Source organism: Kribbella sp. NBC_00709 (assembly GCF_036226565.1).
Classification (GTDB): Bacteria; Actinomycetota; Actinomycetes; order Propionibacteriales; family Kribbellaceae; genus Kribbella.
On sequence record NZ_CP108996.1, the window covers coordinates 7,262,503 to 7,287,596 of the forward strand.

The following is a 25,094-nucleotide window of genomic DNA, read 5'->3' on the forward strand; positions in this document are numbered from 1 at the left end:
GTCACGAAATCACATCTTGCCTGGTCACCAGGGTCCTCCTGATCACACCAGTCACAGTAGTCACAACACGGTGTGACTGCTAACCAAACGGCTCGCTCAGAAGGCCGAACGCACCGCAAGCGCACGCTTCAGGTCGTCGGCGCTGTCGGCCACGGACCGCCGGATTCCGGCCGCGATGGACTCGTCGGCGATCAGGTCCGCGGCCCGGTCGACGACCCGCTGCTCGATCGCGTACCGCGGGAACGCGAGCTTCGCGCTGGTCGCGACGACCCAGCCGGAGCGCAGCTTCTCGGTTCCCGCGATCTCCGCGAAGTACCGGTCGACGTACGACGCGGTGAGCTCGGCCTGCGTCGGGTGCCAGAACCCTTCGGATGCGGCGTACAGCTCGTAGTTCGGCAGGTCGGCGTCGGTCATGATCTGCGCCCAGGCACGCTCCTTCGCGGCCGCCGTCGGCAGCGCGGCCCGGCAGCGGGTCGCGTGGACGACGCCCTCGGACGACGAGTCGCGCTCGAGCTCGGCGTCGATCTCCGCCTCGCCGATCGCGCCGAGCCGGGCGAGCTGCAGCATGACGATCCAGCGCAGGTCGGCGTCCATCGTCACGCCGTCCGGCACGCCCTCACCAGCGAGCCAGCCCTTCAACCGGTCCGTGTCGTCGGTGAATCGCGCGAACCCGCGGGCCACCGACAGCTGCACGCTGCTTCCGGCTTCGACTGTCTCCAGCCGCGCCCGCAGTACCTCGGCCAGCTGTCCGCGATACGGCTCGTACGGCAGGTAGGCGCCGAGCACCAACAGGTTCGCCCAGTTGAGCATCGTCGCGACCGCGATGTCGCTGTCCTCGGTCGGCAGCAGTCCGAGGACGACGTCGAACCCGACCTTCGGGTCGAGCTCGGCATCGGCGATCGCGTCCCGCAGGCTGTTGAGTACGACGGCCCGCGTCACGCCGCTCTCGATCTTCGGCAGCACCGTCGCCAGGTTCGCGAGGCTGTCGGCGTCGAGCCGGATCTTCGCCCAGCTGTCGTCGCCCGCGTCGGGGATGACCACGGCGATCGTCGGGTCGAGATCGACCTCCACCTCGTGGCCGTCGATCAGTACGTCGACCGTCGTACCGCGGCCGTCCGCGTCGTACCCGCCGACGGTCAGCTTGTGCGGTCGTGAAGCCGGGTACGCCGCGGGCGCCGCGCGGTGCAGCTTGATCCCGGTCTCGGTCCGCGACGCGCTGATCGTGTCGACACCCGGGGTACGGAGCCAGGCCTGCGCCCAGTCGTCCAGTCCGACCGCGCCGGCCTCGGTCCATTTCGCGACCAGGTCGGCGAACGTGGCGTTGCCGAACTCGTTCGCCGCGATGTGCGCGTTCACGCCGGCGAGGAAGACGTCGTCACCGAGGTACGCCGCCAGCTGCTTGAGGACCGCGGCGCCCTTCGCGTACGAGATGCCGTCGAAGTCGTCGAGCGAGGCGAGCGCGTCCTTGACCGCGTCGGCCGCGACCGGGTGGGTCGAGGACCGCTGGTCGGCCTGCAGACCCCACCACTTGCGGATGTAGGCGAAGTCGATCCAGTTGTCGGTGTACCGGGTCGCCTCGGTCGACACCCGGTGCGCCATGTACTCCGCGAACGACTCGTTCAGCCAGAGGTCGTTCCACCACTTCATCGTCACGGTGTCGCCGAACCACTGGTGCGCCATCTCGTGCACGATCGTCCGGGCCCGCTGGCTGCGCTCGCCGTCGGTGACCGCCGAGCGGAACACCATCTGGTCCCGGAACGTCACGCAGCCCGGGTTCTCCATCGCGCCGGCATTGAACTCCGGCACGAACGCCTGGTGGTACTCGCCGAACGGGTACCGGTACCCGAACATCCGGTGGTACGCGTCGAAGGACTGCTTGGTGACCTCGAAGATGTCCGCGGCCTCGCGGTCCAGCGCCTCCTTCAGCGACTGCCGCGAGACCACGCTGAGCGCGATGCCGTCGTGCGCGTCGGTGATCTGGTGGTACGGCCCGGCCACGACGGTCACGAAGTACGTCGAGAGCGGCTTGGTCTCGGTCAGCTCCCAGCGACCGGGGGACACCTGGGTCGCCGCGCCGTTCCCGAGCACGAGCCACTCCTCGGGGGCCGTGACCTTGAGACGGTACGGCGCCTTGAGGTCGGGCTGGTCGAAGCACGCGAAGATCCGCGGAGCCGCGTCGAGGAACGACATCGCGTACGTGTAGGGGAGACCGTCGGCGGCGTCGACCGCGCGGTGCAGCCCCTCGCCGTCGTGTGAGTACAGCATCGAGGCGACCACGACCAGCTCGTTCTCCGGCTGCAGTCCGGTCAGCTCGAGCCGTCCGTCGTTCAGGCCGGCCACGTCGACGGCCGAACCGTTGAGCGTGACCGAGATCAGCTCGTCGGGTTTCACGTCGATCCAACTCGAAGGCGAGGAGGCGGTGAACCTGATCGTGGTGGTGGACCCGAACGTCCGATCGCCCTGGGTGAGGTCGAGATCGACGTCGTACGACTGGACGGAAAGCGCGGCGGCCCGAGTGCGGGCGCCGTCGACGGTGAGACTCGGCATGAGGGCCACTGTATGCCGAGATTAGGCTGAGCACATGAGCGATATGGAGTACCGGCAGCTGGGCGACTCTGGTCTTACCGTGAGCGTTGTTGGACTGGGGTGCAACAACTTCGGACGGCGACTCGATGCGGAGCGGACGGACGCCGTCGTGAACGCCGCGGTGGACGCGGGGATCACGCTGTTCGACACCGCGGACATCTACCGCGGCGAGCACGGGTTCAGCGAGGAACTGCTCGGCAAGGCGCTCGGTTCCCGCCGCGACGAGGTCGTGATCGCGACCAAGTTCGGTGGTGACCTGGGCGGCGTGAACGGCCCGGACTGGGGTGTCCGCGGCTCCCGCCGGTACATCCGCAAGGCGGTCGAGTCGAGTCTGCAGCGGCTCGGCACGGACTGGATCGATCTCTACCAGCTGCACTTCCCGGACCCGGTGACGCCGATCGAGGAGACCCTGGCGGCGCTGTCCGAACTGGTTGCTGAGGGCAAGGTCCGCTACATCGGCAGCTCGCAGTTCGCCGGCTGGCAGGTGGTCGACGCCGACTGGACCGCCCGGTCCAACGGGCTGGAGCACTTCATCAGCGCCCAGAACCAGTACTCCCTGCTCGAGCGCGACGTCGAGGACGAGCTGGTGCCGGCCTGCGAGCACCTCGGTGTCGGCATCCTGCCGTTCTTCCCGCTGGCCTCCGGTCTGCTCACCGGCAAGTACAAGCGCGATGCGACGGCACCGGACGGCAGCCGCCTCGCGACGCAGCCGGAGCGGTTGGCGCGGGCCGACTTCGACAAGATCGAGGCGCTGGAGACGTTCGCGGCCGAGCGCGACCTGACCATGATCGACGTCGCGATCGGCGGCCTGGCCGCGCAGCCCGCGGTCGCCTCGGTGATCGCCGGCGCCACCAAGCCCGAGCAGATCACCCAGAACGTCGCCGCCGGCTTGTGGGACCCGACCCCCACCGACCTCGCCGCCCTGGACGACCTCACGTGACTGTGTTGAATGCCGCGCTGCCGCGCGGCAGGTCATGGGGCTGTGACTCCCGGCCTTCCCTCGTCGCTCCAGTCGCTTCGCTCCTTCCGCTCCTCAGTCCAGGCCGGGAGGCCCCATGACCTTGATCCTCCTGCCGCCGTCCGAAGGTAAGACCGGGCGGTCTCGGGGGCGTGCCGTCGACTTCTCGACGCTGTCGTTCCCGGAGCTGAACCCGGTCCGCGAGCAGGTGCTCGAGACGCTCGCGAAGGTCTCCGCCTCGGCCGACGCGTTCGACGTACTGGATGTCGGCGCATCGCTGCAGCACGAGGTCGACCGCAACACCCGCTGGCGCACCGAGCCGTCGGTGCCCGTGTCCGAGCTGTACTCCGGCGTCCTGTACGACGCCCTCGGCTACTCGACCCTGTCCGCGGGCAGCAAGCGCCGCGCGGCCAATCGCCTGCTGGTGATCTCGGCCGCCTGGGGCGCACTGCGGCCGGCCGACCGCGTCCCGCCGTACCGGCTCTCGATGGGTACGACGCTGCCGGGCCACGGACCGCTGGCCTCGGTGTGGCGCGATGCTCTGACGGCTGCGCTGGCCGACGTGGACGGCGTCATGGTGGACTGCCGCTCGTCGACGTACGTCGCGGCGTGGCGGCCGACCGGCGACCAGGCGGACAAGTGGGTGTCGGTGAACGTCGTCCGCGAACGCGACGGCGTCCGAACGGTCGTCTCCCACATGGCCAAGCACACGCGCGGTCTGGTCGCCCGGCACCTGCTCGAGTCCGGCAAGGACCCGGGTACGCCGAAGTCGCTGCACAAGCTGATCGCCGAACGCTGGAACGCCGAACTGGACCGCGCATCGTCGGGCTGGACGCTGACCGTGGTCGAACACGACTGACGTTCACTGGACTGTAACTGGTGAGTGGTTTCCTGCAGCGCGTGATCGGGGAAGGCTGAAGGGCAGCAACGTCAGGGGGGATCCGCCCTAACCCTCGGAGGCCTGACCGATGCGACGTTCGATCACTGCTGCCGTCACCGCACTAGCCGCGGCGGCAGCCTGGAGTCTCAGTGCCGGACCGGCGCTGGCGTACCCACCGACCCCGCCGTCGGCCAGCACGGCGGCCACCCAGCTGGCGAGTCTGACCGTGAAGACGGAAGGCTCGACGAGCGGGTACAGCCGGGATCTCTTCCCGCACTGGATCACCCAGTCCGGCAGCTGTGACACCCGTGAGGAAGTACTGAAGCGCGACGGGACCGGAGTCACCGTCGACAGCAGCTGCAAGCCGACAGCCGGCCGCTGGTACAGCGTGTACGACGCCACCTACGTGGAAACGTCGTCCGGTGTGGACATCGACCACATCGTGCCGCTTGCCGAGGCGTGGAAGTCCGGAGCGAACACCTGGACGACCGCACGCCGTCAGGAGTTCGCCAACAACCTCACCATTGCGCAGCTGATCGCCGTGTCGGCGTCGAGCAACCGGTCGAAGGGTGACCAGGATCCGTCCGAGTGGCAGCCGCCGAACGCGTCGGTGCACTGCATCTACGCGCGCGAGTGGATCTGGGTGAAGTACACCTACGGCCTCTCGCTGCAGTCGGCCGAGAAGACCGCCCTGCAGCAGATGCTCGCGACCTGCTAATCCTCCAGCAGATGGCGGCGCTGGGCGTGAATCCCGGCCTGGAACCGGGTCCGCGCGCCCAGCGTCTCCATCAGCTCGGCCACGCGCCGGCCCACGGTCCGGCTGCTCAACGCGAGTTGCCGCGCGATCGCGTCGTCCTTGAACCCCGCGGCCAGCAGCGTCATCAGACGCGCGTCGGTCGGGTCGGCCTTGGCCGACGGGACCACCGGCACCGCCTGGTCCCACAGCAGCCAGAACATCTCGATCAACGCGTCGAGCAGCGCACACGGATGTACGACGAGCGCGCTGTCGACCAACTGGTCTACCGCCAGCGGGAGCAGAGCGATCTTCCCGTCGAACACGGCCAGCTTCATCGGCACCTGCGGATGCACCCGGGAGGTCTCGCCGGCATCGGCCGCGCTGTACGCCTCGTCGACGCCGCCCGGAATGTCCAGGGAGTCGGGGGAGTAGATGCCGTGGACAACTACTCCGTCACCGAGGAGCCCGCGCACCTTGGGGTCGGAGTCGCCGGGCCGCGATGCGTACGGCGGCCGGTCCAGCACGAGCAGCTGGGTCCGCGTGCCGTTGAGCAGCTGGGAGAAGCGGGCGGCGATCGCTTCCTGACCGACGATCACCTCGACCAGGTTCTCTGGCCGGTGCTGCTCCTGGGCGCGGAGCTCGGTCAGCATGACCCTCGCCTCGGCGCGGACGCGGTCGAGCTCGGCCCGGCGTACGGCGACCAACGCGTCGACCGCGACATCGGGCCGGGTCGGCAGCAGCCGCACCGGATCGTCGGCGGTGGTGCTCAGCAGACCGAGCTTCTCGAGCCGGCCGACCGTCGCGGTGAGGTCCTGCTCGTCGCGGCCGAGCTCCGCGGCCAGCGCGCGGACGTCGCAACCGGGGGTCGACAACAGCGCCCGGTACGCCTCCTCATCAGGCGGCTCCACCCCTACCGACTCCAGCATCCGATCAGGCTATCTCGTCCAATGGACCGTCTCGACCGGTTTGGCGACTTCGCGACATGTCCGGGATCCGTCAGCCCCTGGTCAGGTGCGGAAACCCCCGCGGTGGGGTATGCCTGACGTGCTGGGCGCGCGCGGATCGGACAGGGGACGTCCGGTCAAGCCTCAACGCGCGCGCCCGCCCTCCTCTTGACCCGCAGATAGCTGCGCCAGATCAGCCGCTGCAGCATCAGCGTCACCACACCGGCAACGGTCATCCCGGCGAGGTTGATGCCGAGCTGGGCTGCGGACCCGCCGATCTGATGCGGAGCCCAGAGCGCGATCGACAACGCCAGGTCGCCCGCGGCCGGGACCGTCGTGACCGAGATGAACACGCCGACCAGCGCATTGCCGCGCCCTGCCGTCTGCGACAGCACCCCGGCGCACCCCGCGAGTACGGCGACCACCGCCGACCACCGATCCGGCCGCCAGATGAAGCCGGTCAGCGGCCGCGCCGCCGTCACGTCACCGGCGTCGACCCAGCCGACGGCCCGGGCGAGCAGCGCAGCGACCACGGTCAGCGCGATCGCCAGCACGAAGCCCTTCACCAGCAAGGACGCCGACCGCCGGGTCAACCCGCCCTTGCGGAGGAACAGGCCCACTGCGAGCGCGGCGACCACGCCGAACTCCGGGCCGACCACCATGGCACCGACCACCAGGATCGCCGAGTCGGTGACCACGGCAACCGAGGCGATCATCGTCGCGAGGGTCAGGAACGCGTAGTACACCCACGAGCCGCCGGCCTCGTTGTAGGCCTGGTCGACGACGGCGTCCCAGATGACCGCGTCGTCGGGTGCGCCCGGCGCGGCCTTCTCCGCCGCGTGGGCATTGCGCGACGGCGCCGAGTCGACCGAGGTCAGCGCGACCGCGCCGTCGTCGTACAGGCCCTCGGTTTTCAGAAACGCCAGGATGTCCGAGGTGGCCTCGCGGGTCACGTCGCACTCGATCACATCGCCCTCGGGCCGATGGGCGGCGCCGGGCAGCCGCACGATGCTGGTCACCCGCGGATCGGCGACGAGCGTGTCCAGAATCTGCTCGCTGCGGTCCGGGGGAACGATCAGACGAAGGTGCATCACGGCCCACATGCTCTCAGGCCGCCGGCTGATCGCTGACTCAACGCGCGCCCGCCCTTCTCAGTTGCCTCTCAGCTGCGATCATGGTGTGACGCACTGATGTGAGGGAGGCACGATGAGTGAGAATTCTGCCGCCGCCGCACCGAGCACAGGGGAGCGCCCGGAACTGAAGCGGGTGATGGGACCCGGACTTCTGCTCCTGTTCGTCGTCGGCGACATCCTCGGCACCGGCGTGTACGCGCTGACCGGCAAGGTGGCCGGAGAGGTCGGCGGAGCGGTCTGGCTGCCGTTCCTGTGCGCGTTCGTCGTCGCGATGCTGACCGCGACCAGTTACCTCGAGCTCGTCACGAAGTACCCGAAGGCCGGCGGCGCCGCGGTCTACACGCACAAGGCGTTCGGGATCCACTTCCTCACCTTCCTGCTCACGTTCGCGGTGATGTGCTCCGGCCTGACGTCGGCATCGAGCGCGTCGAAGGCGTTCGCGGCGAACTTCTTCTCCGCCGCGCACATCGACCCCGACCGCGGCTCGGTGCTGATGATCACCGCGCTCGTCTTCATGACGCTGATCGCGCTGGTGAACCTGCGGGGTGTCGGCGAGAGCGTGAAGGCGAACGTCGTGCTCACCTGCGTCGAGCTGAGTGGTCTGCTGATCGTCATCGGGATCGGTGCGTGGGCGCTGATCGGCGGCGACGGCGATCCTTCCCGGCTGACCGACTTCCACGTACCCGACGGTGAGTCGCCGTTCAGCGCCGTGACGGCGGCGACCGCGCTGGCGTTCTTCGCGATGGTCGGGTTCGAGGACTCGGTGAACATGGCCGAGGAGACCAAGGACCCGGTCAAGATCTTCCCGAAGATCATGTTGATCGGCCTGAGCATCACTGGCGTCATCTACGTGCTGGTCGCGATCTCCGCGGTCACGCTGGTCTCTCCCGATGACCTCAACAAGGGCGCGACGCCGTTGCTCAAGGTCGTCCAGGCCGGTGCGCCGGGCTTCCCGCTCGAGCTGTTCGCCTGGATCACGATGTTCGCGGTCGCGAACTCCGCACTGATCAACATGCTGATGGCCAGCCGTCTGCTGTACGGGATGTCGCACGAGCAGGTCCTGCCGGGTCCGCTCGGCCGGGTGCTCCGCAAGCGGCGTACGCCGTATATCGCGATCCTGTTCACCACGCTGCTCGCGTTCGTCCTGATCGGGTACGCCGACCTGGCGGCGCTCGGCGGTACGACGGCGTTCCTGCTGCTGTGTGTGTTCGCGATCGTGAACGTGGCGGTGCTGGTGCTGCGGCGGGACAAGGTCGAGCACAAGCACTTCAACGCGCCGACCGCGCTGCCGGTGCTCGGCGTCGTCCTGTGCGTGTACCTGGCCAGCCCGCTGTCCGGGCGGGCGTCGGCCGACTACAAGATCGCCGGCTGGCTGATGCTGGTCGGCGTCGGGTTGTGGGCGCTCACCTGGCTGCTGAACAAGTACGTGTTCAAGCGGCACGCCGACTTCGATCCGTCGCATCTCGATCCGCAAGGTCCGGTGAACTGACCGGGACGAGCGCGGCGAACAGTACGGTCGCGAGGGCCGCGGCGCCGGTGGCGACGGCGATCCAGCCGAGTGCGGGGTAGCCCGCACCGGCGTCGATCGCCAGGCCGCCGAGCCACGGTCCGAGCGTGATGCCGACGTTGAACGCGGAGAAGTTCGTCGCGGTCGCGAGCCTCGGTGCATCGCCGGCCAGGCTGAACACGCGGGCGTTCAGAGCAGGGTTCGCGGCGAAACCGAAGCCGCCGAGCAACGCGACCACGCCGATCGCCACCGCCGGGACGGACGCGGTGACCGCCAGTGCGCCGGACAGGACGATCAGCCCGGTGATGCTGATGAACAAGGTGTGGAACGGGAGCGCGTCGGCGAACCGGCCGCCGAGGGTGATCCCGATGAACGAGCCAAGACCGTAGAGGGCGAGTACGCCGGGAAGGGCTCCGGATGGCAGGCCTGTGGTCTGGATCAGGAGCGGGGCAAGATAGCTGAAGACGACGAGGATCGTGGCGGTCACCAGGACCGTCGTGCCGAACGCGAGCCAGAGCCGCGCGTTGCGGAGCACCCGGAGCTCGTCGGCGAGCCGCGGCGCGCTCGCTGGGTCGGGCCGGTCGGCCGGCAGGGTGGCGAAGACGCCCGCCATCGCGAGCACGCACATCCCGGCCACGGTCCAGAACGCCGACTGCCAGCCGAAGTGCTGGCCCAGGACCGTTCCGAGCGGGAGGCCGACGATGGTCGCGATCGTGAGGCCGCCGGTGACGATGCTCATCGCCCGCGCGCGACTGTTCGCCGGTACAAGGGCGACCACGGTCACGGCGGCGATCGACCAGAACCCGGAGTAGACGAAGGCGCCGACGATCCGGGTGGCGAGCAGCACGGCGTAGCTCGACGTCAATGCGCCTACGACATGGGTGAGCGCGAAGATCGCCAGGAAGACGAGACCCGCCGTACGCCGGGACCACGTGAGAGTGACGACGGCGAGAACCGGTGCGCCGACGAGCATGCCGAGCGCGAAGGCGGAGATCAGCAGTCCGGCCTGGGGGATCGAGACGTGCAGATCCGTGGAGAGCTCCGGCAGCAGGCCGGCCAGCATGAGCTCGGACGTGCCCTGCGCGAAGATGCTCAGTCCCAGGACATAGACAGCTATCGGCATCGTTCCCCCTCACTCGACGAGTGCCACTCGGAGTATCTCAGAGATCACTGTGCGCTGTCGCCGCGCCTGTCACGGGCTGAGATTTGAGCGAATGCGGCATGGTTGAGACATGAGCTCGCAGACTCCGGCGAAGCGCTCCGGACGGAGTGTGGACACCGCCAGGATCGGCAGTGGGTTGAAGCTGCTCGCCGTCCTGGTCGGGCTGATGTGGCTGAGCGAGGTCATCGACGCGGCGACCAACGGATCGCTCGACCAGTACGGGATCATCTCCCGTGAGCCGCGCGGCCTGATCGGCATCCTGACCGCGCCGTTCCTGCACCTCGGGTTCGGCCATCTGATCTCGAACACGCTGCCGCTGGTGACGCTCGGCGCGATCATCGCGATCAGCGGCGCGGCCCGGTTGTTCGCGGTGACCGCGATCGTGGTGGTGATCGGCGGCTTCGGGACCTGGCTGATCTCACCGCCGAACACGATCACGATCGGAGCGAGCGGTCTGGTCTTCGGCTACGCGTCGTACCTGATCGTGCGAGGGCTGTTCAACCGGCGGCTCGGTCAGGTGCTGGTCGGGATCGTGGTGATCATGGTGTGGGGCAGCGCCCTGCTCGGTGGCCTGCTGCCGCAGGACGGGATCTCCTGGCAGGGGCATCTGTTCGGCGGCATCGCCGGCGTGCTCGCGGCCTGGGTCCTGGCCGACGACAAGCCAGGCGCCAAGCAAGGCGCCAGGCAACGCGCTAAATGAGTGTGCCCGGATCCGTGTTCGATCCACAGACGACCACGACGACCCGCTCGCCGGCCGCCGGCTTGTAAGCCCCCGAGAGCAGGGCCGCGTACGCCGTTGCGCCGCCGTGCTCGGTCGCCAGGTGATGGTCGTGCCACAGCTTCTTGCGAGCGGCAACGATCGAATCGTCTTCGACCAGGACGGACTGCACGTGATGGGCCTGGACCGCGGCGAAGGCAAGGTCGCCGAGCCGGCGCGCTCCGAGCGAGTCCGCCGCGATACCGGCGACGGTTCCATCGGTTGGGGTGCCCGCCTCGAGGGCGCGGTGCATGGTGGACGCCAGAACCGGCTCCACACCGACGACCTGCGCGTTGTCGCCGAGCGCGGTCGCGATGCCGGCGATCAGGCCGCCGCCACCGACGGCGACCAGGACCGTGTCGAACCTGCCGGCCTGCTCCAGGATCTCCAGGCCGACCGTGCCCTGCCCGGCGACGACCTCCGGCTGGTCGTAGGCGTGGACCAGCAGTGCGCCCGACTTGTCCTGCGCCGCGAGCGCCGCCTGGTACGCCTCGGCGTACTCGCTCCCGACCTGTACGACGTCCGCGTCGAGCGTCCGCAGCTTGCCGAGCTTCGCGGCCGGTGTCGTCTCCGGGACGTAGATGCGCGCCGGTACGCCGAGCTCGCGAGCCACGTACGCCGCCGCGAGCCCGTGGTTCCCGCCTGACGCGGCGACGATGCCCTGACCGGTCAGTTCGCCGCTGTCCTTGGCCCCGAGCAGCCGGTTGAATACGCCGCGCGGCTTGAACGAGCCGGTGTGCTGGAGCAGTTCGAGCTTGAACGTGAGGCCGGGCCCGGCCTCGATCACCGGAGTACGACGTACCCGTCCCTGGATCCGCTCTGCTGCTTGCCGCACGTCCTCGAGGCTTACCGTCATGATCCAACCCTGCCACGATGGAGACAGCCGACGGACGGGAGGCCCGGAATGGGCGCGTACGACGAGAGCTACCGGCGGAGCCTGGACGACCCGCACGGGTTCTGGCTGGAGGCGGCCGAGGCGATCTCCTGGACGAGTCCACCGACCCGGGCGCTCGACGCCACCGAGGCGCCGATCTACCGCTGGTACCCCGACGGCGTGCTGAACACGTCGTACAACGCCCTGGACCGGCACGTCGAGGCAGGTGACGGCGATCGGACCGCCCTGATCTACGACTCGCCGGTCACCGGGCAGGGCCGGACCTACACCTACGCCCAGCTGCGGGACTTGGTGGCGACCTTCGCGGGCGCGCTGGCCTCGCTCGGCGTCGGCAAGGGCGATCGCGTCATCGTCTATATGCCGATGGTCCCGGAGGCCGTCGTGGCAATGCTGGCGTGCGCCCGGCTCGGCGCGATCCATTCGGTCGTCTTCGGCGGCTTCGCGCCGCGTGAGCTCGCCGCCCGGATCGACGACGCGACACCGAAGGTGGTCGTGGCCGCGTCGTGCGGGATCGAGCCGACGCGGGTGGTCGAGTACAAGCCGATCATCGACGAGGCGCTGACGATCGCCCAGCACCAGCCCGAGCACACCATCGTCCTTCAGCGTGAGCAGGCGGAGGCCCACCTGGGCTCAACCGATCTCGACTGGACCGAGCTGACGGCGAAGGCCGAGCCGGCCGATCCGGTGCAGGTCGCCGCGACCGACCCGCTCTACATCCTCTACACCTCCGGTACGACGGGAAAGCCGAAGGGCGTCGTCCGCGACAACGGGGGTCATGCCGTCGCGCTCGCGTGGACGATGCGCAACGTCTACGACATCGGACCCGGCGACGTGTGGTGGACCGCATCCGATGTCGGCTGGGTGGTCGGCCACTCGTACATCGTCTACGCGCCGCTCCTGGTCGGCGCGACCACGGTGCTGTACGAGGGCAAGCCGGTCGGGACGCCGGATGCGGGCGCGTTCTGGCGGGTGATCTCCGAGCACGGCGTGAAGGCGCTGTTCACGGCGCCGACCGCGATCCGCGCGATCAAGAAGGTCGACCCGGAGGCGGCCGAGCTGGCGAAGTACCCGATGGACACGTTCGGGACGTTGTTCCTGGCGGGGGAGCGGCTCGATCCGGAGACGTACCACTGGGCGCACGAGCATCTGGGCGTACCGGTGGTGGACCACTGGTGGCAGACCGAGACGGGCTGGTCGATCGCGGCCAACCCGCGCGGGCTCGAGCCACTGCCGACCAAGCCAGGCTCGGCGACCGTGCCGATGCCGGGATGGAACGTGCAGATCCTCGATGCGTACGGCAAGGAACTGCTGCCGCACGAGGAAGGCGCGATCGCGATCAAGCTGCCGCTGCCGCCAGGCGCGTTGCCAACCCTGTGGGGTGACGATCAGCGCTACATCGACAGCTACCTCAAGCAGTACGACGGCTACTACCTGACCGGCGACGGCGGGTTCATCGACGACGACGGGTACATCTTCGTGATGGGCCGTACCGACGACGTGATCAATGTGGCCGGGCACCGGTTGTCGACCGGCTCGATCGAGGCGGTCGTCGCGGCCAACGCGGCCGTCGCGGAGTGCGCGGTGATCGGGGTGCACGATCCGTTGAAGGGTCAGCTGCCGCGGGCGCTCGTCGTACTGAAGGCCGGCGCGTCGGTGACCGAGGAGACGCTGCGGGACGAGCTGGTGGCCGCGGTGCGGCGGGAGATCGGGCCGGTGGCGGCGTTCCGGGACGTCTCGATCGTGGACGCGCTGCCGAAGACCCGGTCGGGCAAGATCCTGCGCCGGACGATGCGCGGGATCGCGGACGGGCGGGACGAGCCGGTGCCGTCGACGATCGAGGATCCCGCCGTACTGGACGCCCTACGCCCGGTGCTGCGCGCTCAGGAAGGCTAGGACCGCCGGGCTCGCGACCGACCGGAACTCGTGGAAGTAGGCGTGCCGAGCGCCCGCGATCAGCTCGGCACGCGCCCCGGGAATGCGGCCGGCGAGCAGTTCCGCGTTGGCGGCCGGACTGAAGATGTCGTCGGAGCCGTGCAGGACGAGTGTCGGCGCGCTGATACTCGGCAGGCCGTCCCACGCGTCGTGCCTGTTGCTGGCAACCAGATGCCGGCCTTTGGCGTACGACGGCATGCTCGCGTCACCGAGCACGTAGTACGGGCCGGGATTCAGAGCGAGCCACTCCGGCGTGTACATCAGCTCGAGCAGCACGCGGTCGGTCCGCGCCGGATCCGCCAGCGCCTTGCGGATCTCCTGGCTGCGCTCGTACCCGTGCGCCGCGCCGGGTGAGGTACAGCCCAGGACGAGCGCGTCGACACGCTCGGGATGATTGATCGCCAGCCACTGCGCGACCCGCCCGCCCATCGACGTCCCGTAGACGTGCGCGCTGTCCAGCCCGAGGTCGTCCAGCACTGCGACCACGTCGTCCGCGAACCCGGCCGTGCTGTACACCTCGTCCGGCTTGTCGCTGTCGCCCGTACCGCGCCAGTCCAGGGTGATCGTCCGGTACTGCGCTTCGAAATCCGCCCGGATCGGATCCCACCACGTGTGGTTGTTGGACTGACCGGCAAGGAGAACAAGTGGTTGCCCGACGCCCCGAACCTGGTAGGCGATCCGCGTCCCGTCAATGGCTGCTGCGTATGGCACAGAGATAGTCTGCGGGTATGCGAGTCGTGATTGCGGGTGGACACGGACAGATCGCGTTGCGGCTGACCAGGCTGCTGAGCGCTGACGGTCACGAGGTGGTCGGGCTGGTGCGCAACCCGGACCACGAGGCCGACATCGCGGCGGCCGGCGGGCAGGCCGCCGTACTCGACCTCGAGGAGGCCGATGCGAGCGCGGTCGCCGAGGTCCTGGCCGGTGCGGACGTCGCGATCTTCGCGGCCGGCGCCGGGCCGGGCAGTGGGAACGCGCGCAAGGACACCGTCGACCGCGGCGCGGCCGCCCTGTTCGCGGACGCCGCGGAGCAGGCCGGCGTGCGGCGTCACCTCCAGGTCGGCTCGATGGGCGCGGACCGGGCCGAGTCGCTGACCGATGACGCGACCTTCACCATCTACCTCAAGGCCAAGTGGGCGGCCGAGGAGGACCTGCGGGCCCGGGACCTGGACTGGACGGTCCTGCGGCCGGGCGGGCTGACCGACGACCCCGGCACCGGCAAGGTGTATCTGGCCGACAAGACCGGCAACGGCCGGATCACCCGCGACGACGTCGCGCTGGTGCTGGCCGGCCTCTGCGACACCCCGGCCTCGATCGGCCGGACCCTGGAGCTCATCGCCGGCGACACCCCGGTGGACGAGGCACTCAACTCCCTCTGACGTTGCCACAAGCAACAGAATGTGACGGATATGGCAGACACACTCCGCCAGGTGACTTTCGAGCGCGTGGCGAACAGCAGCTACGAGGTACGCAACGCGCGCGGGGGCAGCATCCGGGTGGGTTCGGGCGGCGCGGACACCGACTTCACCCCGGTCGAGCTGCTGCTGGCCGCGATCGGCACCTGCTCGGCGATCGACGTCGACATCGTCGTGAGCCGCCGCGCCGAGCCGACCGAGTTCAGCGCGGTCGTCCGCGGGGACAAGGTCCGCGACGCCGAAGAGGGCAACAAGATGGAGAACCTCGCGGTCGAGTTCATCGTGCACTTCCCCGAGGGTGAGGACGGCGACAAGGCGCGTGAGGCGCTGCCGCGGGCGGTGAAGATGTCGCACGACCGGCTCTGCACAGTCAGCCGGACCGTTGAGCTCGGTACCCCGGTCACCACGACCGTCAACGACTGAGGACCTCGCGGAGGCGCTCCGCGTACGCCTTCGGGTGGCTCAGGTTGCCGTTGTGACCGCCCGGGAACAGCTCTAGCTTCTGGTCGAGCAGCACTGCCAGTGCCTCGGCGCACTGGTAGTCGAAGACGGTGCGCGGCGTCGTCGTACCCGCTGCCGGAACGATCCGTGCGCTGACGGTCGTCAGGTCGGCCTCGAGGTCGTCCGCGGCGGCGACGAAGTCGTGCCGGATGAAGTAGTCGAAGTTCGCGATCCGGTTGGCGTCCATCGGGAAGTCGGTGCGATGCGGCTCGCCGTTCGCCGGATCGATGCCGAGGGAGCGGACGATCTGCGGGATGGTCGCCTGCAAGCCGTCGGCCAGGTAGCGATCGCGGAGTTCGGCGAGCTCGTCGCGGTGGAGTTTCGGCTTCGGCTCGGGGAGGAGCCATGGCGCAATCGGCTCGTGGGCGACCAGGGTGTGGAGCTGGCCCGGGTGGTCGGCAGCGACATGCAGGCCGATGACGGCGCCGAGGCTGCAGCCGAGCATCGCCACAGGTTCGTCGGTGAGGTGCGCGAGCAGACGGTGTACGTCGTCCGCGTGGTCCGCGATCGTGGCGCCGTCGGCCGCGTGATCGAGTCGGCTGCGGGACAGCCCGCGGCGGTCGTAGGTGAGCACGGTGTACTCGTCGGTGAGGTGGCCGGCCAGATCGATGGTTCGGTCGGCGTCGCCTTCGCCGCTCTGCGAGATCAGCAGCAGCGGCCCGGCACCGGCCAATTGGTAGTGCAGAGCTGCGCCGGGAACCTCGAGGATAGTCATGGCTCGGAGATTACATCTGACTCGATACATCTATCAAGATGTATCTGAGTTGATGTAGATTCCGGGCTGTGAACGGTGTGGATCTTTTCCTGCTCGGGCGGGCGCTGATGAAGATCGGCGAGGACGCGCTACCGGAGCCGCCGGGCGGCGCCGCGAAGTACGCCGGCAGCGCGCGGATGGTGCTGATCGTCGCCAGCGACGTCGCCGAGCACCCGGAGAGCGCTGTGGGGCAGATCGCCGCCCGGACCGGCCTGCCGCAAAGCCAGGTCTCGACCGCGATCGCCCGGCTGAAGGAGGCCGGGTCGGTCATCACCACCACCGACCCCACCGATCGCCGGCGAGCCCTGGTCAGCCAGGCGCCCGGCATCTCCGACCGGCTGGCCCAGGTCCGCGCAGCCACCATCGAACCCGCACTGGCCGAAGCCCTGGGCACCGACGACCCAGCCCGGGTCGCCGAGGTCTCGCGCGCGCTCGAGCAACTCGCGCACGCCCTCCTGCCCAACCGTTCAGCGGGCTAGGAACTCGCTGGCCGCTCGAACACGTGTCTTCAGGACGGACTGCGTACGGCGGCTGTCCAGCTGGATGTCCGACGGTTCGCCCGGGACGGACGGGAGCGCGTCCGGGTTCAGACCGTCGCGGACGGCGATGAGGCAGCCGAGTTCGTGGCGGCTGAGGGCCTCCGGGCCGGCAACGTGTGCGATCCCGCTGACATCGGACGTGAGCAGCTCGAGCAGCGCCGACGCCAGGTCGGCGACGTGGACGGGACAGCGGATGTTGCCGGTGTAGAACGCACCAGGCTCGCCGGCCGCCAACCGTCGTACGCGTTGTTCCTCTTCCGACTGGCCGTCCGAGCCGACGATGATCGACGTCCGGGCGATGACGGCCCCCGGGGTGATCGCGTGGATCGCCGTCTCCGCGGCCGCCTTCGCCGCGCCGTACGGCGTGACCGGACCAGGCCGCTCACGCTCGTCGTACGCCGTCTTCCGTGGACCGAAGACCGCATCGCTCGAGACGAACACCAGCCGCGCGGCATCCGCAGCCAGCGCGACGTTGACGGCGCCGATCGCGGTAGTCGCCCAGTCGTCCTGCTTGTAGGCGGTGTGGATGATGGCGTCCGGCCGCACGCTGCGGATCACGTCCCGCACCTGGTCCCGCCGCCGTACATCGAGCTGAACCCCGCCCGGCACACGCTGCGAGTGGTACGCCGGTACGACCTCGTGCTCAATCGCTTGCTTCTCGGCGACGCGCAGGAGTTCACGCCCCAGGAGACCAGTGGCCCCAGTGACGAGCAACCTCACCCCATCACTGTATGACGTTCGAGCCGCCAGCCGGCAGTCCGCGTGGCGCGCTTCACCTCCGTGACCGTCCGGATCTTCCGCGGCGTCATCCAGGACTGCGACGGCTTGTGCAACATCCAGCCGTCGCCGATGGTCAGCGCGGCGTGCTGGACCAGCGACGCAGCGTCGCGCCAGACGAACACAGTGCCCGGTACGTCGTCCCGTCCGCCGCGCTCGGTGTGGTTCGCGAGCCACGCCTCGAACGGTTCGCGCAGCATCCACACGTTCTCCGCGTCCTCGACTCCGCAGGCGGCCATCACCGTCCCGAAGCAGTTCGGGCCACTGCCGCCCGGGAAGGTGCCGGCCAGCTCACGGACCCGCGGCAGGTGTTTCGGCCAACTGCGAACCTCGGCGTGCCGACTCGGTCCGAGGTCCTTACTGACGATCTCCGGCAGCACCGTCGTCGGATCGGTCAGGAGCGACTTCCACCAGACGAACCGGTGCCCGTCAGCCTGCTGCCTGACCTCCGGCCCGACGACGGCCGCCCACTTCCGGACCGTCGGGACCGCGCCACGGTCATAGTTCACCTGCGCCCGCACCAACGCGGCCCGGGTCGCCCTCGGCAGATCGCCGTACGCCGCCTCGCTCAGCCAAGCGGTCCGCGCAGCCTGGCCGTCGACGTTGTAGATCCGGTAGGTGTCACGATCCTGCCGTGTCGGCTCGCGGTCGTCGGTGTCGAGCCTCCAGGCAGCTGCCTGCTTCTTCGTGAGGAAGAACGGCTGCTCGTCGGGTGCGAGCCAGTCGACCCATCGCTCGAGCAGGTCGGGGGAGACGTCGATGCCCAGGACGGTCAGCACCGGGCAACGCTCTCACTCTCAGGCGGGCTCGGTCACCGGCTTTTCCGGTCCTCGGTACCGCTGGGTCTGCGAGTAGACCAGGTTGGTCGTCGTACTCCCGAAGTCGGTCAGCTCGTTGACGAGCTCCTCCAGGTGCGGCATCGACGCCGCCGCGACCTTCAGCGTGTAGCAGTCGTCGCCGGTGGTCCGGAGGCACTCGAGGATCTCGCGCCGCTCGGCCAGCAACCGGTGCAGCGGCTCGTGCTTGTTGCCCGGGTACTTGAGCCGTACGACGGCCAGCACCGGGTAACCCACCTTGGTCAGGTCGACCTCCGCGCGGTAGCCGGTGACGACACCGATCGCCTCCAGGCGGCGCACCCGCTCGGTGGTCGCCGAGGCGCTCAGACTGACCCGCCGGCCGAGCTCGGTCAGCGAGATCCTCGCGTCCTCCTGCAGCTCGCTGAGGATGGCCCAGTCGGTCGAATCGAGAGTCTCGGTCATACCTCCAATCTACCGGCGATTCCCCGGTGCATGACGGCGTACGCCGGGAGGAATCTCTTCAGAACCGACCAGCTGCCTGGATAGCCTGAGGGCGTGGAACTTGGAGTGAATGTGCCGAACTTCGGGCCCGGGACGAATCCCAGGCGCTTGCGGGACTGGGCGCGCGTGGTCGAGGGACTCGGGTACGACCTGTTGATGGTGTCCGACCACGTGGTGATCACGCCGGACGTCGCAGAGCAGTATCCGGCGCCGTTCTACGAGCCGTTCACCACGCTGAGCTGGCTGGCCGGGATCACCGAGCAGGTCCGGCTCGGCACCACCGTGCTGATCGCGCCGTACCGGCATCCGTTGCTCGTGGCAAGGATGGCGGCGAACCTCGACCAGCTCAGCGGCGGCCGGCTCGTCCTCGGGGTCGGGGTCGGCTGGGCGCGCCAGGAGTTCGAGGCCCTGGGCGCCCGCTTCGAGGACCGCGGCCGCGAGACGGACCGGTTGCTCGCGGAGCTTCGACGCGCGTGGTCCGACGCCGCCGACTACGGCGGCGGCACGATCCCGATCTGGGTCGGCGGCGCGAGTCCGGCGGCCCTCCGCCGTACCGTACGGTTCGGTACGGCGTGGCATCCGCTGCGCCAACGCCTCGACCAACTGCGCTCGGGGCTGGATCAGCTCCGGACCATCGCGGCGTCGCTCGATCAGCCGGTTCCCGGGTTCGCGCCGCGCATCCTGCTCCGGCTGACGGACAAGCCGCTGCCTGACGACGATCGCGTCGCCGGAGAGGGCACAGTGGAGCAGGTGGTCGAGGATCTCGGCGTACTGCGGCAGCTCGGCGCGCAGAGCGTCGTACTCGATCCTTTCGTCGGCGACCCCGCCGAGACGGAACGGCCGGAGACGGCCTGGCAGGCACTCGCGACTATCAGAGACTCTTGGAGACGAAGTGACACCTGAGGCAGAAGGATTCCTCCGCCGGGCGATCGCGCTGGCCGCGGCCGCACGCGAGGCAGGCGACCCGCCGTTCGGCTCGCTGCTGGTGGGGCCGGACGGGACCGTCCTGGCCGAGGACCACAACACCACGCTCAGCGAAGGCAACATCAGCTTCCACCCGGAGCTGAAGCTCGCCGTCTGGGCCGCGCAGCACCTGACCCCTGAGGTCGCGGCCGGCACCACCATGTACACCAGCTGCCAGCCGTGCGGGATGTGCACCGGCGCGCTCGCACGCTCCGGCCTCGGCCGGGTCGTCTACGCGCTGTCCGGCGAGCAGCTCGACGGCCTGAAGTCCACCGGCAGCTTCCCCGCCGTACCGCAGGAAGGACCTGCGCTGTACGACGAGGCGCGCGTGCCGGTGGACGGCTACTACGTCTGAGCGATCACTTCACCGGTGTCAGGCAGAGGGTGTACTTGGTCGAGCCCTGCTCGTACACGTACGACGCCTGGGCGCCCTCGAACTGGTCGCACTGACTGTCGTCGGTCGAGTCGTCGATCTTGCCGACGATCTTGTACTCGGCCTCCGACGACGTGCAGTCGACGACCTTCACGTCCGGGCTGCTCGAGGTGCCGTTGTTCACCACGCACGCGCCGACGTTCGCCTTCGCCTCGGTCGAGTTGAGGTTGGCGACGATGATCAGGGCGATCACCGCGATCGGCAGCAGCAGCATCAGCATCGCCGGCCGCTGGACCAGCGGCTTGCCCGGGTCCATCGGCCGGCCCGGGCCCGGCTGCGGCTCCGGGAGGCGCTTGAACTTCTGCATCGGGCCGATGTTCATCAGCATCGTGATCGGGTTGATGATCGACGAACCGACGCCCCACCAGCCCTGCCACAGGCTCTTCGAGGTCATGTCGCGGACCGACGCGATCCCGCAGGTCCGGCAGAACGGGCCCTGCAGCTTCAGGAACCGCATCAGGATGATCATGCCCTGGTGGCCGCGGACGGTCGCCTCGACCGCCGGGTAGCCACCACAGAACCGGCAGGCCATCTGGCCCTGCGGCGCGAACGCCTGCTGGGCGCCCTGCTGCGGGAACGACTGGCCGTACTGCGGCTGCTGGCCCGAAGGCTGGCCCGGGTACTGGCCCTGCGGGTACTGACCCTGCTGCGGGCCGGGCGCCTGCTGGTACGGCTGGCCGTACTGCTGCTGACCGGGCTGCTGGCCGGGCTGCTGGCCGGGGTACTGACCCGGCTGCGGACCGGGCTGGCCAGGCTGCTGCTGGTCAGGCTGGGTGTACTGGGGGAACTGCTGCTGGGGCGGACCGTAGCCGGCCGGCTGACCTGAGTACGGGTTCTGCGGCGGCTGGGGAGGGGATGTGGTCACGGATGTTCCTGAGGCTTGGTCGGGACACGCTGAACCATGGCACCTTACTCACCTCGATGGTCCACTCGGCGGTGGATATGCCACAGTTCGGCGCATGCTCACCATCGGCCCCCTGACCTCTACCGACCGTGACGCCTGGCAGGTCCTCTTCGCCGGCTACAACGAGTTCTACGGACGGACCATGCCGGACGAGTTCTTCGATCAGGCGTGGACCAGATTCCAGCAGGATGCCGAGGTCCATGCGCTCGGTGCGCGGCTGGACGGGCAGTTGGTCGGGATCACGCACTTCCTCACGCATGCCAGCACGACGGCGCCGGACTCCTGCTACCTGCAGGACCTGTTCACCGCTCCGGAGGCGCGCGGACAAGGCGCGGCGCGGGCGCTGATCGCGGCAGTCACCGACTGGGCCCGCGAGCAAGGCTGCGGCCGGGTCTACTGGTCCACCCAGGAGAGCAACGCGACCGCACGCCGCCTCTACGACCAGGTCGCCGAGAACCGCGGCTTCATCCTCTACACGATCCCGCTGTAGCGATCGGTCAGCTCGCGGCCGAGGCGCGCCAGTTCGGCCTTGACCGACGACGGGTCGACCACTTCGATCGACCCACCCCAGCCGGCCAGCTCCTGGGCGATCATCAGGGGAGTGGGTGCCGTGATCCGCAACCGGACCCGTCCACCGTCCGCCCCGTCGACCTCGCAATTGCGGCCGAGCCGGTCCTGCATCACCCACACGTGCCGCTCGTCCATCAGCACGGTTGCCGTCAGCCCCGACCGCCGCTCCTCCATCCTTTCCACGATCTCGGCCCACGCGGTCGACAACTCGAACCCGTCCGGCCGCTCGAACGACTCGTCCGTCGTCTCGGCACTCACCACCCGATCGACCCGGAAGGTGCGCTGGCCCCGATCGGTCCAGGCGATCAGGTACCAGACGTCGTCCTTGTCCACGAGCCCGAGCGGATCGACCGTCCGCTCCGCCGTCTCCCGGCCGCGCCCCGAGTAGACCAGTCGCACCCGGTTCCGGCGTACGACGGCGTCCTGCAGGCGGCGTACCAGCTCGGGGCGCTCCTTCGGGTGCGCGCCCCAGCGCGCCGGATCGATCACGACCGCCTCGGCCGCGGCCTGCGCGTTCGCGCGGAACGTGTCCGGCAGCGCGCCGACGAGCTTGCGCAGCGCGGCCTTCGCATCCGGCGCGATCGATGCCGCCGGACCGACCAGGAGGAACAGCGCCTGCGCTTCCGTGGCCGTCAGCCCGCTCAGGTCGGTCCTGGCCCCGCCCACCAGCTGCCAGCCGCCGTTCCGTCCGGGCTGTGGATAAACCGGTATGCCGGCCGTCGACAGTGCCTCGAGGTCCCGCCGCGCGGTCGCGACCGAGATCTCCAGCTCGTCCGCGACCTCCGCGGCGGTCACCCGGCCGCGGGCCTGCATCAGCAACAGCACCGCCACCAACCGATCCGCTCGCACGGTCCGATCGTCGCAGACAAACCGCTCACCAGGTGAGCACTTAGTTTGCCGGTGCGCCCTCGCCGACGAGGCCGTCGATGGACTCGCGGATCAGATCCGCGTGGCCGGTGTGCCGCGCGTACTCCTCGATCAGGTCGACGACCAGCCGGCGCAGATTCGTCGACCGCCCGTCCGGCCAGACGAAGGTCCCGACCCGGTCCAGGCCGCCGTCGCTCATCACGTCCGCGACCATCGCACGCGAACGCCGTACCGCGGCTTCCCAGAGCGCCAGCAGCTCCTCGGGGGAGTCGGAGGCCGCCGTCCGCCACTCCCAGTCAGGATCGGAGTCCCAGTCGACCGCGGCCCACGGCTCACCGAGCTCGCGATCGAACAGCCGCCTCGTGAACGTGTCGTCCTCGACCAGGGCGAGGTGCTTCATCAGTCCGCCCAACGTCATCGTCGACGGAGCCAGCCGACTCTGCAGTTGGGCCGCATCGAGCCCCGAGCACTTCCAGGCGAACGTGCGCCGGTTGCGGTCCAATGCACCGAGCAACGTCTGCACCTCGTCGCCGGCGGCCGGCAGCTCCACAGCGCTTTCCTTGTCCATGCCGTGGACGCTACCCTCGGTTCCGGACGGATACCTTCCGGAATGGTGAGCGATGGCGTACGACGTGAGCCCGACGGCCCGGACCCTGATGGTCCTCGAGCTGATCCAGAACAGCCCCGGCATCACCGCCGAGCAGCTGGGCGACAAGCTCGGCGTCTCCGAACGAGCCGCCCGCCGGTACGTCGCGATCCTGCGCGAGGCCGACATCCCGATCGAGTCCGTCCGCGGCCCGTACGGCGGCTACCGCGTCGGCCGCGGACTCCGCCTGCCGCCACTCATGTTCAGCACGACCGAGGCGCTCGGTCTGGTGATGGCCGTCCTCGAAGGACCACGCGGCGCCGCCGACCCGGTCGAGAACGCGCTCGGCAAGATCATCCGGGTGCTGCCCGAGCAGATCGCCCGGTCGACCGACGCCATCCGGCGAGTCAGCGCCCGCGGTCCGGATCCGGGTGTCCGTACGCCGGAGCCCGAGATCACGGCCGCGCTCGTGTCGTACAGCACGGCCTGCCGCCGGGTCCGGATCCACTACCGCCGCCACCACGACGAGTGGCCGATGGAGGTCGATCCGTGGGCGGTCGTCGTACGGCGCGGCCGGTGGTACCTGCTGTGCTGGTCGCACACCAAGGACTCCCAACGGGTGCTCCGCGTCGACAAGGTCACGAAGGTCGAGCCGCTCGCCGAGGAATTCACGCCTCCCGACCTCGATCCACTGGCCGCGGTCGAGGAGCATCTGGCGATGGGGTGGAAGTACCCGATCGAGGTGCTGATCGACGCGCCGCGGGCGGACGCCGCATGCTGGATCCCACGCAGCATGGGCCGCCTCGAAGCCATCGACGACACGCACACCCGCCTCCTCGCCAGCACCGACGAACCCGATTGGTACGCCGCCCACCTGACCGCGATCCTCGCGCCGTACCGCATCCTCGGCAGCCCCGAGATCCAAGCCGCCTCCAAGGCCCTGGGACAACGCCTACTCGCAGCCAGCACGCTCGCCGACACCGTCGACTGATGCGCCTGAACACTCTGGCGTGGGGCTCCGGCCCCCGCACCGCCGTCCTGATCCACGGCATGCTCGGCAGCGCCACGCAGTACCACCAACTCGGTCCTGCGCTCGCGGAGCGCGGCTACCGGGTGATCGCGCTCGACCTACCCGGCCACGGGGACTCTCCACCGGCCCCTGACGCCACGATGGACCTCTTCGTGGACGCCGTAGTCGAGTCCGTCGACCACGAGCCGGCACTCGCCATCGGCCACTCGCTCGGCGCCATCGTTCTGTCCCATTCATTGTCCCAACTGCGTCCGGCCCGGGCGGTGTACGTCGACGTACCCCTCGACAGCTCGCGCGCAGATCCACCACCTGCGGGACTCCGCGAACGCTTCACGACAGCCCGCGCCGCGCGCACGGAGTCCCGCCTGCGCGCGACGCGTCCCCGCTGGTCCGCGGAGGACTGCCGAGTTGAGGCTGAGGCGGCGGCGAAGTTCGACGTCGACACCGCCGTCGCCCTCCAACACTCCTACACCGCGCAGACTGTCCCGGCTCCGACGATTCCGTCGCTCGTGGTCAGAGCCGAGCCGAGCCGGTATGTGTCGACGGAGCGAGCCCGCGAGCTCGAGAAGATGGGGTTCTCGGTTCAGGCTGTCCGTGGCGCCGGGCATTGTGTTTGGTACGGGTTCCTCGACGACTTTCTGGGGGCACTGGACGAGTGGGTGGAAGCATGAACGACATCGAGTTCGCGGGTGAGATCTGGTACTGGCGCGGGCCGGCGCCGTGGTATTTCATCACCGTGCCCGAGGAGGAGTGCGCGTACTTCGAGGCCGAGTCGAACTTCGTCACGTACGGGTGGGGGATGATCCCGGTGACCGCCGAGATCGGCGGCAGCGTCTGGGCCACGTCGATGTTCCCCAAGGACGGGCGGTACCTGTTGCCGGTGAAGGCGTCCGTCCGGAGGGCCGAGGATCTCGACGACGGCGACGTGCCGACGGTGCGACTGCGGCTGCGGGTCTGAAACTGTCGG

General features: G+C 69.3%; 29 protein-coding genes. 16 read left to right on the forward strand and 13 right to left on the reverse strand.

The annotated features are described in order from the left end of the window. Positions 1–96 precede the first annotated feature (96 nt). A complete protein-coding gene (pepN, locus tag OHA18_RS35435) occupies positions 97–2,547 on the reverse strand; it encodes an aminopeptidase N (protein ID WP_328999728.1) in 2,451 nt (816 codons plus the stop codon). Between the two features lie 34 nt (positions 2,548–2,581). Between pepN and OHA18_RS35440 the strand changes: the two genes are divergently transcribed. From OHA18_RS35440 to OHA18_RS35450, 3 genes are all read left to right on the forward strand, one after another. Continuing rightward, the gene (locus OHA18_RS35440) at positions 2,582–3,526 is read left to right on the forward strand and encodes an aldo/keto reductase (protein WP_328999729.1); all 945 of its coding nucleotides are present in this window, start codon (positions 2,582–2,584) and stop codon (positions 3,524–3,526) included. 115 nt (positions 3,527–3,641) lie between these two features. Then, entirely contained in the window at positions 3,642–4,403 is a 762-nt protein-coding gene (locus OHA18_RS35445; protein WP_328999730.1) for a YaaA family protein, read from the forward strand. A gap of 109 nt (positions 4,404–4,512) precedes the next feature. Beyond that, on the forward strand, positions 4,513–5,142 hold the full coding sequence (locus OHA18_RS35450; protein ID WP_328999731.1) for an HNH endonuclease family protein: 630 nt from the start codon (positions 4,513–4,515) through the stop codon (positions 5,140–5,142). Here the strand turns inward: OHA18_RS35450 and OHA18_RS35455 are convergent. Both OHA18_RS35455 and OHA18_RS35460 read right to left on the reverse strand, forming a co-directional pair. Next, the gene (locus OHA18_RS35455) at positions 5,139–6,086 is read right to left on the reverse strand and encodes a LuxR C-terminal-related transcriptional regulator (RefSeq protein WP_328999732.1); all 948 of its coding nucleotides are present in this window, start codon (positions 6,084–6,086) and stop codon (positions 5,139–5,141) included. The two genes, OHA18_RS35450 and OHA18_RS35455, sit on opposite strands and share 4 nt — an antisense overlap. A gap of 155 nt (positions 6,087–6,241) precedes the next feature. Further along, positions 6,242–7,195 (reverse strand): DUF389 domain-containing protein, encoded by a 954-nt coding sequence (locus OHA18_RS35460; protein ID WP_329006190.1) that lies wholly within the window; start codon positions 7,193–7,195, stop codon positions 6,242–6,244. Between the two features lie 115 nt (positions 7,196–7,310). Between OHA18_RS35460 and OHA18_RS35465 the strand changes: the two genes are divergently transcribed. Then, entirely contained in the window at positions 7,311–8,726 is a 1,416-nt protein-coding gene (locus tag OHA18_RS35465; protein ID WP_328999733.1) for an APC family permease, read from the forward strand. Here OHA18_RS35465 and OHA18_RS35470 read toward each other — a convergent pair. After that, positions 8,668–9,867, reverse strand: coding sequence for a Cmx/CmrA family chloramphenicol efflux MFS transporter (locus tag OHA18_RS35470; RefSeq protein ID WP_328999734.1), 1,200 nt, complete (start codon positions 9,865–9,867; stop codon positions 8,668–8,670). The genes OHA18_RS35465 and OHA18_RS35470 overlap by 59 nt on opposite strands. A 109-nt stretch (positions 9,868–9,976) precedes the next feature. Here OHA18_RS35470 and OHA18_RS35475 point away from each other — a divergent pair, with 109 nt between their 5' ends. Then, positions 9,977–10,606 (forward strand): rhomboid family intramembrane serine protease, encoded by a 630-nt coding sequence (locus OHA18_RS35475; RefSeq protein ID WP_328999735.1) that lies wholly within the window; start codon positions 9,977–9,979, stop codon positions 10,604–10,606. Here OHA18_RS35475 and OHA18_RS35480 read toward each other — a convergent pair. Beyond that, on the reverse strand, positions 10,599–11,519 hold the full coding sequence (locus tag OHA18_RS35480) for a threonine/serine dehydratase (RefSeq protein WP_328999736.1): 921 nt from the start codon (positions 11,517–11,519) through the stop codon (positions 10,599–10,601). The genes OHA18_RS35475 and OHA18_RS35480 overlap by 8 nt on opposite strands. 48 nt (positions 11,520–11,567) lie before the next feature. On the opposite strand from OHA18_RS35480, the gene OHA18_RS35485 reads away from it, so the two are divergent. Next, the gene (locus OHA18_RS35485) at positions 11,568–13,451 is read left to right on the forward strand and encodes an acetate--CoA ligase (protein WP_328999737.1); all 1,884 of its coding nucleotides are present in this window, start codon (positions 11,568–11,570) and stop codon (positions 13,449–13,451) included. Here the strand turns inward: OHA18_RS35485 and OHA18_RS35490 are convergent. Next, on the reverse strand, positions 13,419–14,201 hold the full coding sequence (locus tag OHA18_RS35490) for an alpha/beta fold hydrolase (RefSeq protein ID WP_328999738.1): 783 nt from the start codon (positions 14,199–14,201) through the stop codon (positions 13,419–13,421). The genes OHA18_RS35485 and OHA18_RS35490 overlap by 33 nt on opposite strands. A gap of 17 nt (positions 14,202–14,218) precedes the next feature. Between OHA18_RS35490 and OHA18_RS35495 the strand changes: the two genes are divergently transcribed. Next, a complete protein-coding gene (locus OHA18_RS35495) occupies positions 14,219–14,869 on the forward strand; it encodes an SDR family oxidoreductase (protein ID WP_328999739.1) in 651 nt (216 codons plus the stop codon). A gap of 51 nt (positions 14,870–14,920) precedes the next feature. Then, on the forward strand, positions 14,921–15,328 hold the full coding sequence (locus OHA18_RS35500) for an OsmC family protein (protein WP_328999740.1): 408 nt from the start codon (positions 14,921–14,923) through the stop codon (positions 15,326–15,328). On the opposite strand, the gene OHA18_RS35505 is transcribed toward OHA18_RS35500, so the two are convergent. Next, complete coding sequence (locus tag OHA18_RS35505) at positions 15,318–16,121, reverse strand: alpha/beta fold hydrolase (RefSeq protein WP_328999741.1); 804 nt, start codon at positions 16,119–16,121, stop codon at positions 15,318–15,320. The two genes, OHA18_RS35500 and OHA18_RS35505, sit on opposite strands and share 11 nt — an antisense overlap. A 68-nt stretch (positions 16,122–16,189) precedes the next feature. Here OHA18_RS35505 and OHA18_RS35510 point away from each other — a divergent pair, with 68 nt between their 5' ends. Further along, complete coding sequence (locus OHA18_RS35510; protein ID WP_328999742.1) at positions 16,190–16,639, forward strand: MarR family transcriptional regulator; 450 nt, start codon at positions 16,190–16,192, stop codon at positions 16,637–16,639. On the opposite strand, the gene OHA18_RS35515 is transcribed toward OHA18_RS35510, so the two are convergent. The 3 genes from OHA18_RS35515 to OHA18_RS35525 are packed head-to-tail and all read right to left on the reverse strand — an operon-like array spanning position 16,628 to position 18,735. Further along, positions 16,628–17,419, reverse strand: a complete 792-nt coding sequence (locus OHA18_RS35515; protein WP_328999743.1) for an SDR family oxidoreductase — start codon at positions 17,417–17,419, stop codon at positions 16,628–16,630. The genes OHA18_RS35510 and OHA18_RS35515 overlap by 12 nt on opposite strands. Further along, the gene (locus OHA18_RS35520; RefSeq protein WP_328999744.1) at positions 17,416–18,255 is read right to left on the reverse strand and encodes a hypothetical protein; all 840 of its coding nucleotides are present in this window, start codon (positions 18,253–18,255) and stop codon (positions 17,416–17,418) included. The genes OHA18_RS35515 and OHA18_RS35520 overlap by 4 nt, the downstream gene beginning before the upstream one ends. Positions 18,256–18,273: 18 nt before the next feature. Beyond that, the gene (locus tag OHA18_RS35525) at positions 18,274–18,735 is read right to left on the reverse strand and encodes an Lrp/AsnC family transcriptional regulator (RefSeq protein ID WP_328999745.1); all 462 of its coding nucleotides are present in this window, start codon (positions 18,733–18,735) and stop codon (positions 18,274–18,276) included. Between the two features lie 93 nt (positions 18,736–18,828). On the opposite strand from OHA18_RS35525, the gene OHA18_RS35530 reads away from it, so the two are divergent. Next, positions 18,829–19,677 (forward strand): LLM class flavin-dependent oxidoreductase, encoded by an 849-nt coding sequence (locus tag OHA18_RS35530; RefSeq protein WP_328999746.1) that lies wholly within the window; start codon positions 18,829–18,831, stop codon positions 19,675–19,677. After that, entirely contained in the window at positions 19,667–20,092 is a 426-nt protein-coding gene (locus OHA18_RS35535; protein ID WP_328999747.1) for a nucleoside deaminase, read from the forward strand. Before OHA18_RS35530 ends, OHA18_RS35535 begins: the two co-directional genes overlap by 11 nt. 4 nt (positions 20,093–20,096) lie before the next feature. Here the strand turns inward: OHA18_RS35535 and OHA18_RS35540 are convergent, their stop codons facing one another. After that, positions 20,097–20,627: an LppU/SCO3897 family protein gene (locus OHA18_RS35540; RefSeq protein WP_328999748.1), complete on the reverse strand. Its 531-nt coding sequence runs from the start codon at positions 20,625–20,627 to the stop codon at positions 20,097–20,099. Positions 20,628–20,645: 18 nt separating this feature from the next. Here OHA18_RS35540 and OHA18_RS35545 point away from each other — a divergent pair, with 18 nt between their 5' ends. Beyond that, a complete protein-coding gene (locus OHA18_RS35545) occupies positions 20,646–20,996 on the forward strand; it encodes a hypothetical protein (RefSeq protein ID WP_328999749.1) in 351 nt (116 codons plus the stop codon). 133 nt (positions 20,997–21,129) lie between these two features. Then, entirely contained in the window at positions 21,130–21,564 is a 435-nt protein-coding gene (locus tag OHA18_RS35550) for a GNAT family N-acetyltransferase (RefSeq protein ID WP_328999750.1), read from the forward strand. On the opposite strand, the gene OHA18_RS35555 is transcribed toward OHA18_RS35550, so the two are convergent. Next, a complete protein-coding gene (locus tag OHA18_RS35555) occupies positions 21,546–22,493 on the reverse strand; it encodes a helix-turn-helix transcriptional regulator (RefSeq protein ID WP_328999751.1) in 948 nt (315 codons plus the stop codon). The genes OHA18_RS35550 and OHA18_RS35555 overlap by 19 nt on opposite strands. A 40-nt stretch (positions 22,494–22,533) precedes the next feature. After that, on the reverse strand, positions 22,534–23,079 hold the full coding sequence (locus OHA18_RS35560; RefSeq protein ID WP_328999752.1) for a DinB family protein: 546 nt from the start codon (positions 23,077–23,079) through the stop codon (positions 22,534–22,536). Between the two features lie 52 nt (positions 23,080–23,131). On the opposite strand from OHA18_RS35560, the gene OHA18_RS35565 reads away from it, so the two are divergent. From OHA18_RS35565 to OHA18_RS35575, 3 genes are read left to right on the forward strand one after another with little or no spacing between them, the layout of a single operon-like run. Then, positions 23,132–24,088 carry a helix-turn-helix transcriptional regulator gene (locus tag OHA18_RS35565; RefSeq protein WP_328999753.1) on the forward strand — a complete coding sequence of 319 codons (957 nt, stop codon included), beginning with the start codon at positions 23,132–23,134 and terminating at the stop codon, positions 24,086–24,088. Beyond that, positions 24,088–24,798: an alpha/beta fold hydrolase gene (locus tag OHA18_RS35570; protein ID WP_328999754.1), complete on the forward strand. Its 711-nt coding sequence runs from the start codon at positions 24,088–24,090 to the stop codon at positions 24,796–24,798. The genes OHA18_RS35565 and OHA18_RS35570 overlap by 1 nt, the downstream gene beginning before the upstream one ends. Next, the gene (locus OHA18_RS35575; RefSeq protein ID WP_328999755.1) at positions 24,795–25,085 is read left to right on the forward strand and encodes a DUF1905 domain-containing protein; all 291 of its coding nucleotides are present in this window, start codon (positions 24,795–24,797) and stop codon (positions 25,083–25,085) included. The genes OHA18_RS35570 and OHA18_RS35575 overlap by 4 nt, the downstream gene beginning before the upstream one ends. The last annotated feature ends 9 nt before the right edge of the window (positions 25,086–25,094 follow it).

What these genes read in the sequence shown, in the direction of transcription:
- pepN (WP_328999728.1), bottom strand. Translation starts at nt 2,547, where the DNA reads ATGCCGAGTCTCACCGTCGACGGCGCCCGCACTCGGGCCGCCGCGCTT.
- OHA18_RS35565 (WP_328999753.1), top strand. Translation starts at nt 23,132, where the DNA reads ATGGCGTACGACGTGAGCCCGACGGCCCGGACCCTGATGGTCCTCGAG.
- OHA18_RS35540 (WP_328999748.1), bottom strand. Translation starts at nt 20,627, where the DNA reads ATGCGGTTCCTGAAGCTGCAGGGCCCGTTCTGCCGGACCTGCGGGATC.
- OHA18_RS35445 (WP_328999730.1), top strand. Translation starts at nt 3,642, where the DNA reads ATGACCTTGATCCTCCTGCCGCCGTCCGAAGGTAAGACCGGGCGGTCT.
- OHA18_RS35525 (WP_328999745.1), bottom strand. Translation starts at nt 18,735, where the DNA reads ATGACCGAGACTCTCGATTCGACCGACTGGGCCATCCTCAGCGAGCTG.
- OHA18_RS35455 (WP_328999732.1), bottom strand. Translation starts at nt 6,086, where the DNA reads ATGCTGGAGTCGGTAGGGGTGGAGCCGCCTGATGAGGAGGCGTACCGG.
- OHA18_RS35460 (WP_329006190.1), bottom strand. Translation starts at nt 7,195, where the DNA reads ATGCACCTTCGTCTGATCGTTCCCCCGGACCGCAGCGAGCAGATTCTG.
- OHA18_RS35475 (WP_328999735.1), top strand. Translation starts at nt 9,977, where the DNA reads ATGAGCTCGCAGACTCCGGCGAAGCGCTCCGGACGGAGTGTGGACACC.
- OHA18_RS35485 (WP_328999737.1), top strand. Translation starts at nt 11,568, where the DNA reads ATGGGCGCGTACGACGAGAGCTACCGGCGGAGCCTGGACGACCCGCAC.
- OHA18_RS35560 (WP_328999752.1), bottom strand. Translation starts at nt 23,079, where the DNA reads ATGGACAAGGAAAGCGCTGTGGAGCTGCCGGCCGCCGGCGACGAGGTG.
- OHA18_RS35495 (WP_328999739.1), top strand. Translation starts at nt 14,219, where the DNA reads ATGCGAGTCGTGATTGCGGGTGGACACGGACAGATCGCGTTGCGGCTG.
- OHA18_RS35575 (WP_328999755.1), top strand. Translation starts at nt 24,795, where the DNA reads ATGAACGACATCGAGTTCGCGGGTGAGATCTGGTACTGGCGCGGGCCG.
- OHA18_RS35505 (WP_328999741.1), bottom strand. Translation starts at nt 16,121, where the DNA reads ATGACTATCCTCGAGGTTCCCGGCGCAGCTCTGCACTACCAATTGGCC.
- OHA18_RS35550 (WP_328999750.1), top strand. Translation starts at nt 21,130, where the DNA reads ATGCTCACCATCGGCCCCCTGACCTCTACCGACCGTGACGCCTGGCAG.
- OHA18_RS35470 (WP_328999734.1), bottom strand. Translation starts at nt 9,867, where the DNA reads ATGCCGATAGCTGTCTATGTCCTGGGACTGAGCATCTTCGCGCAGGGC.
- OHA18_RS35440 (WP_328999729.1), top strand. Translation starts at nt 2,582, where the DNA reads ATGAGCGATATGGAGTACCGGCAGCTGGGCGACTCTGGTCTTACCGTG.
- OHA18_RS35465 (WP_328999733.1), top strand. Translation starts at nt 7,311, where the DNA reads ATGAGTGAGAATTCTGCCGCCGCCGCACCGAGCACAGGGGAGCGCCCG.
- OHA18_RS35480 (WP_328999736.1), bottom strand. Translation starts at nt 11,519, where the DNA reads ATGACGGTAAGCCTCGAGGACGTGCGGCAAGCAGCAGAGCGGATCCAG.
- OHA18_RS35570 (WP_328999754.1), top strand. Translation starts at nt 24,088, where the DNA reads ATGCGCCTGAACACTCTGGCGTGGGGCTCCGGCCCCCGCACCGCCGTC.
- OHA18_RS35450 (WP_328999731.1), top strand. Translation starts at nt 4,513, where the DNA reads ATGCGACGTTCGATCACTGCTGCCGTCACCGCACTAGCCGCGGCGGCA.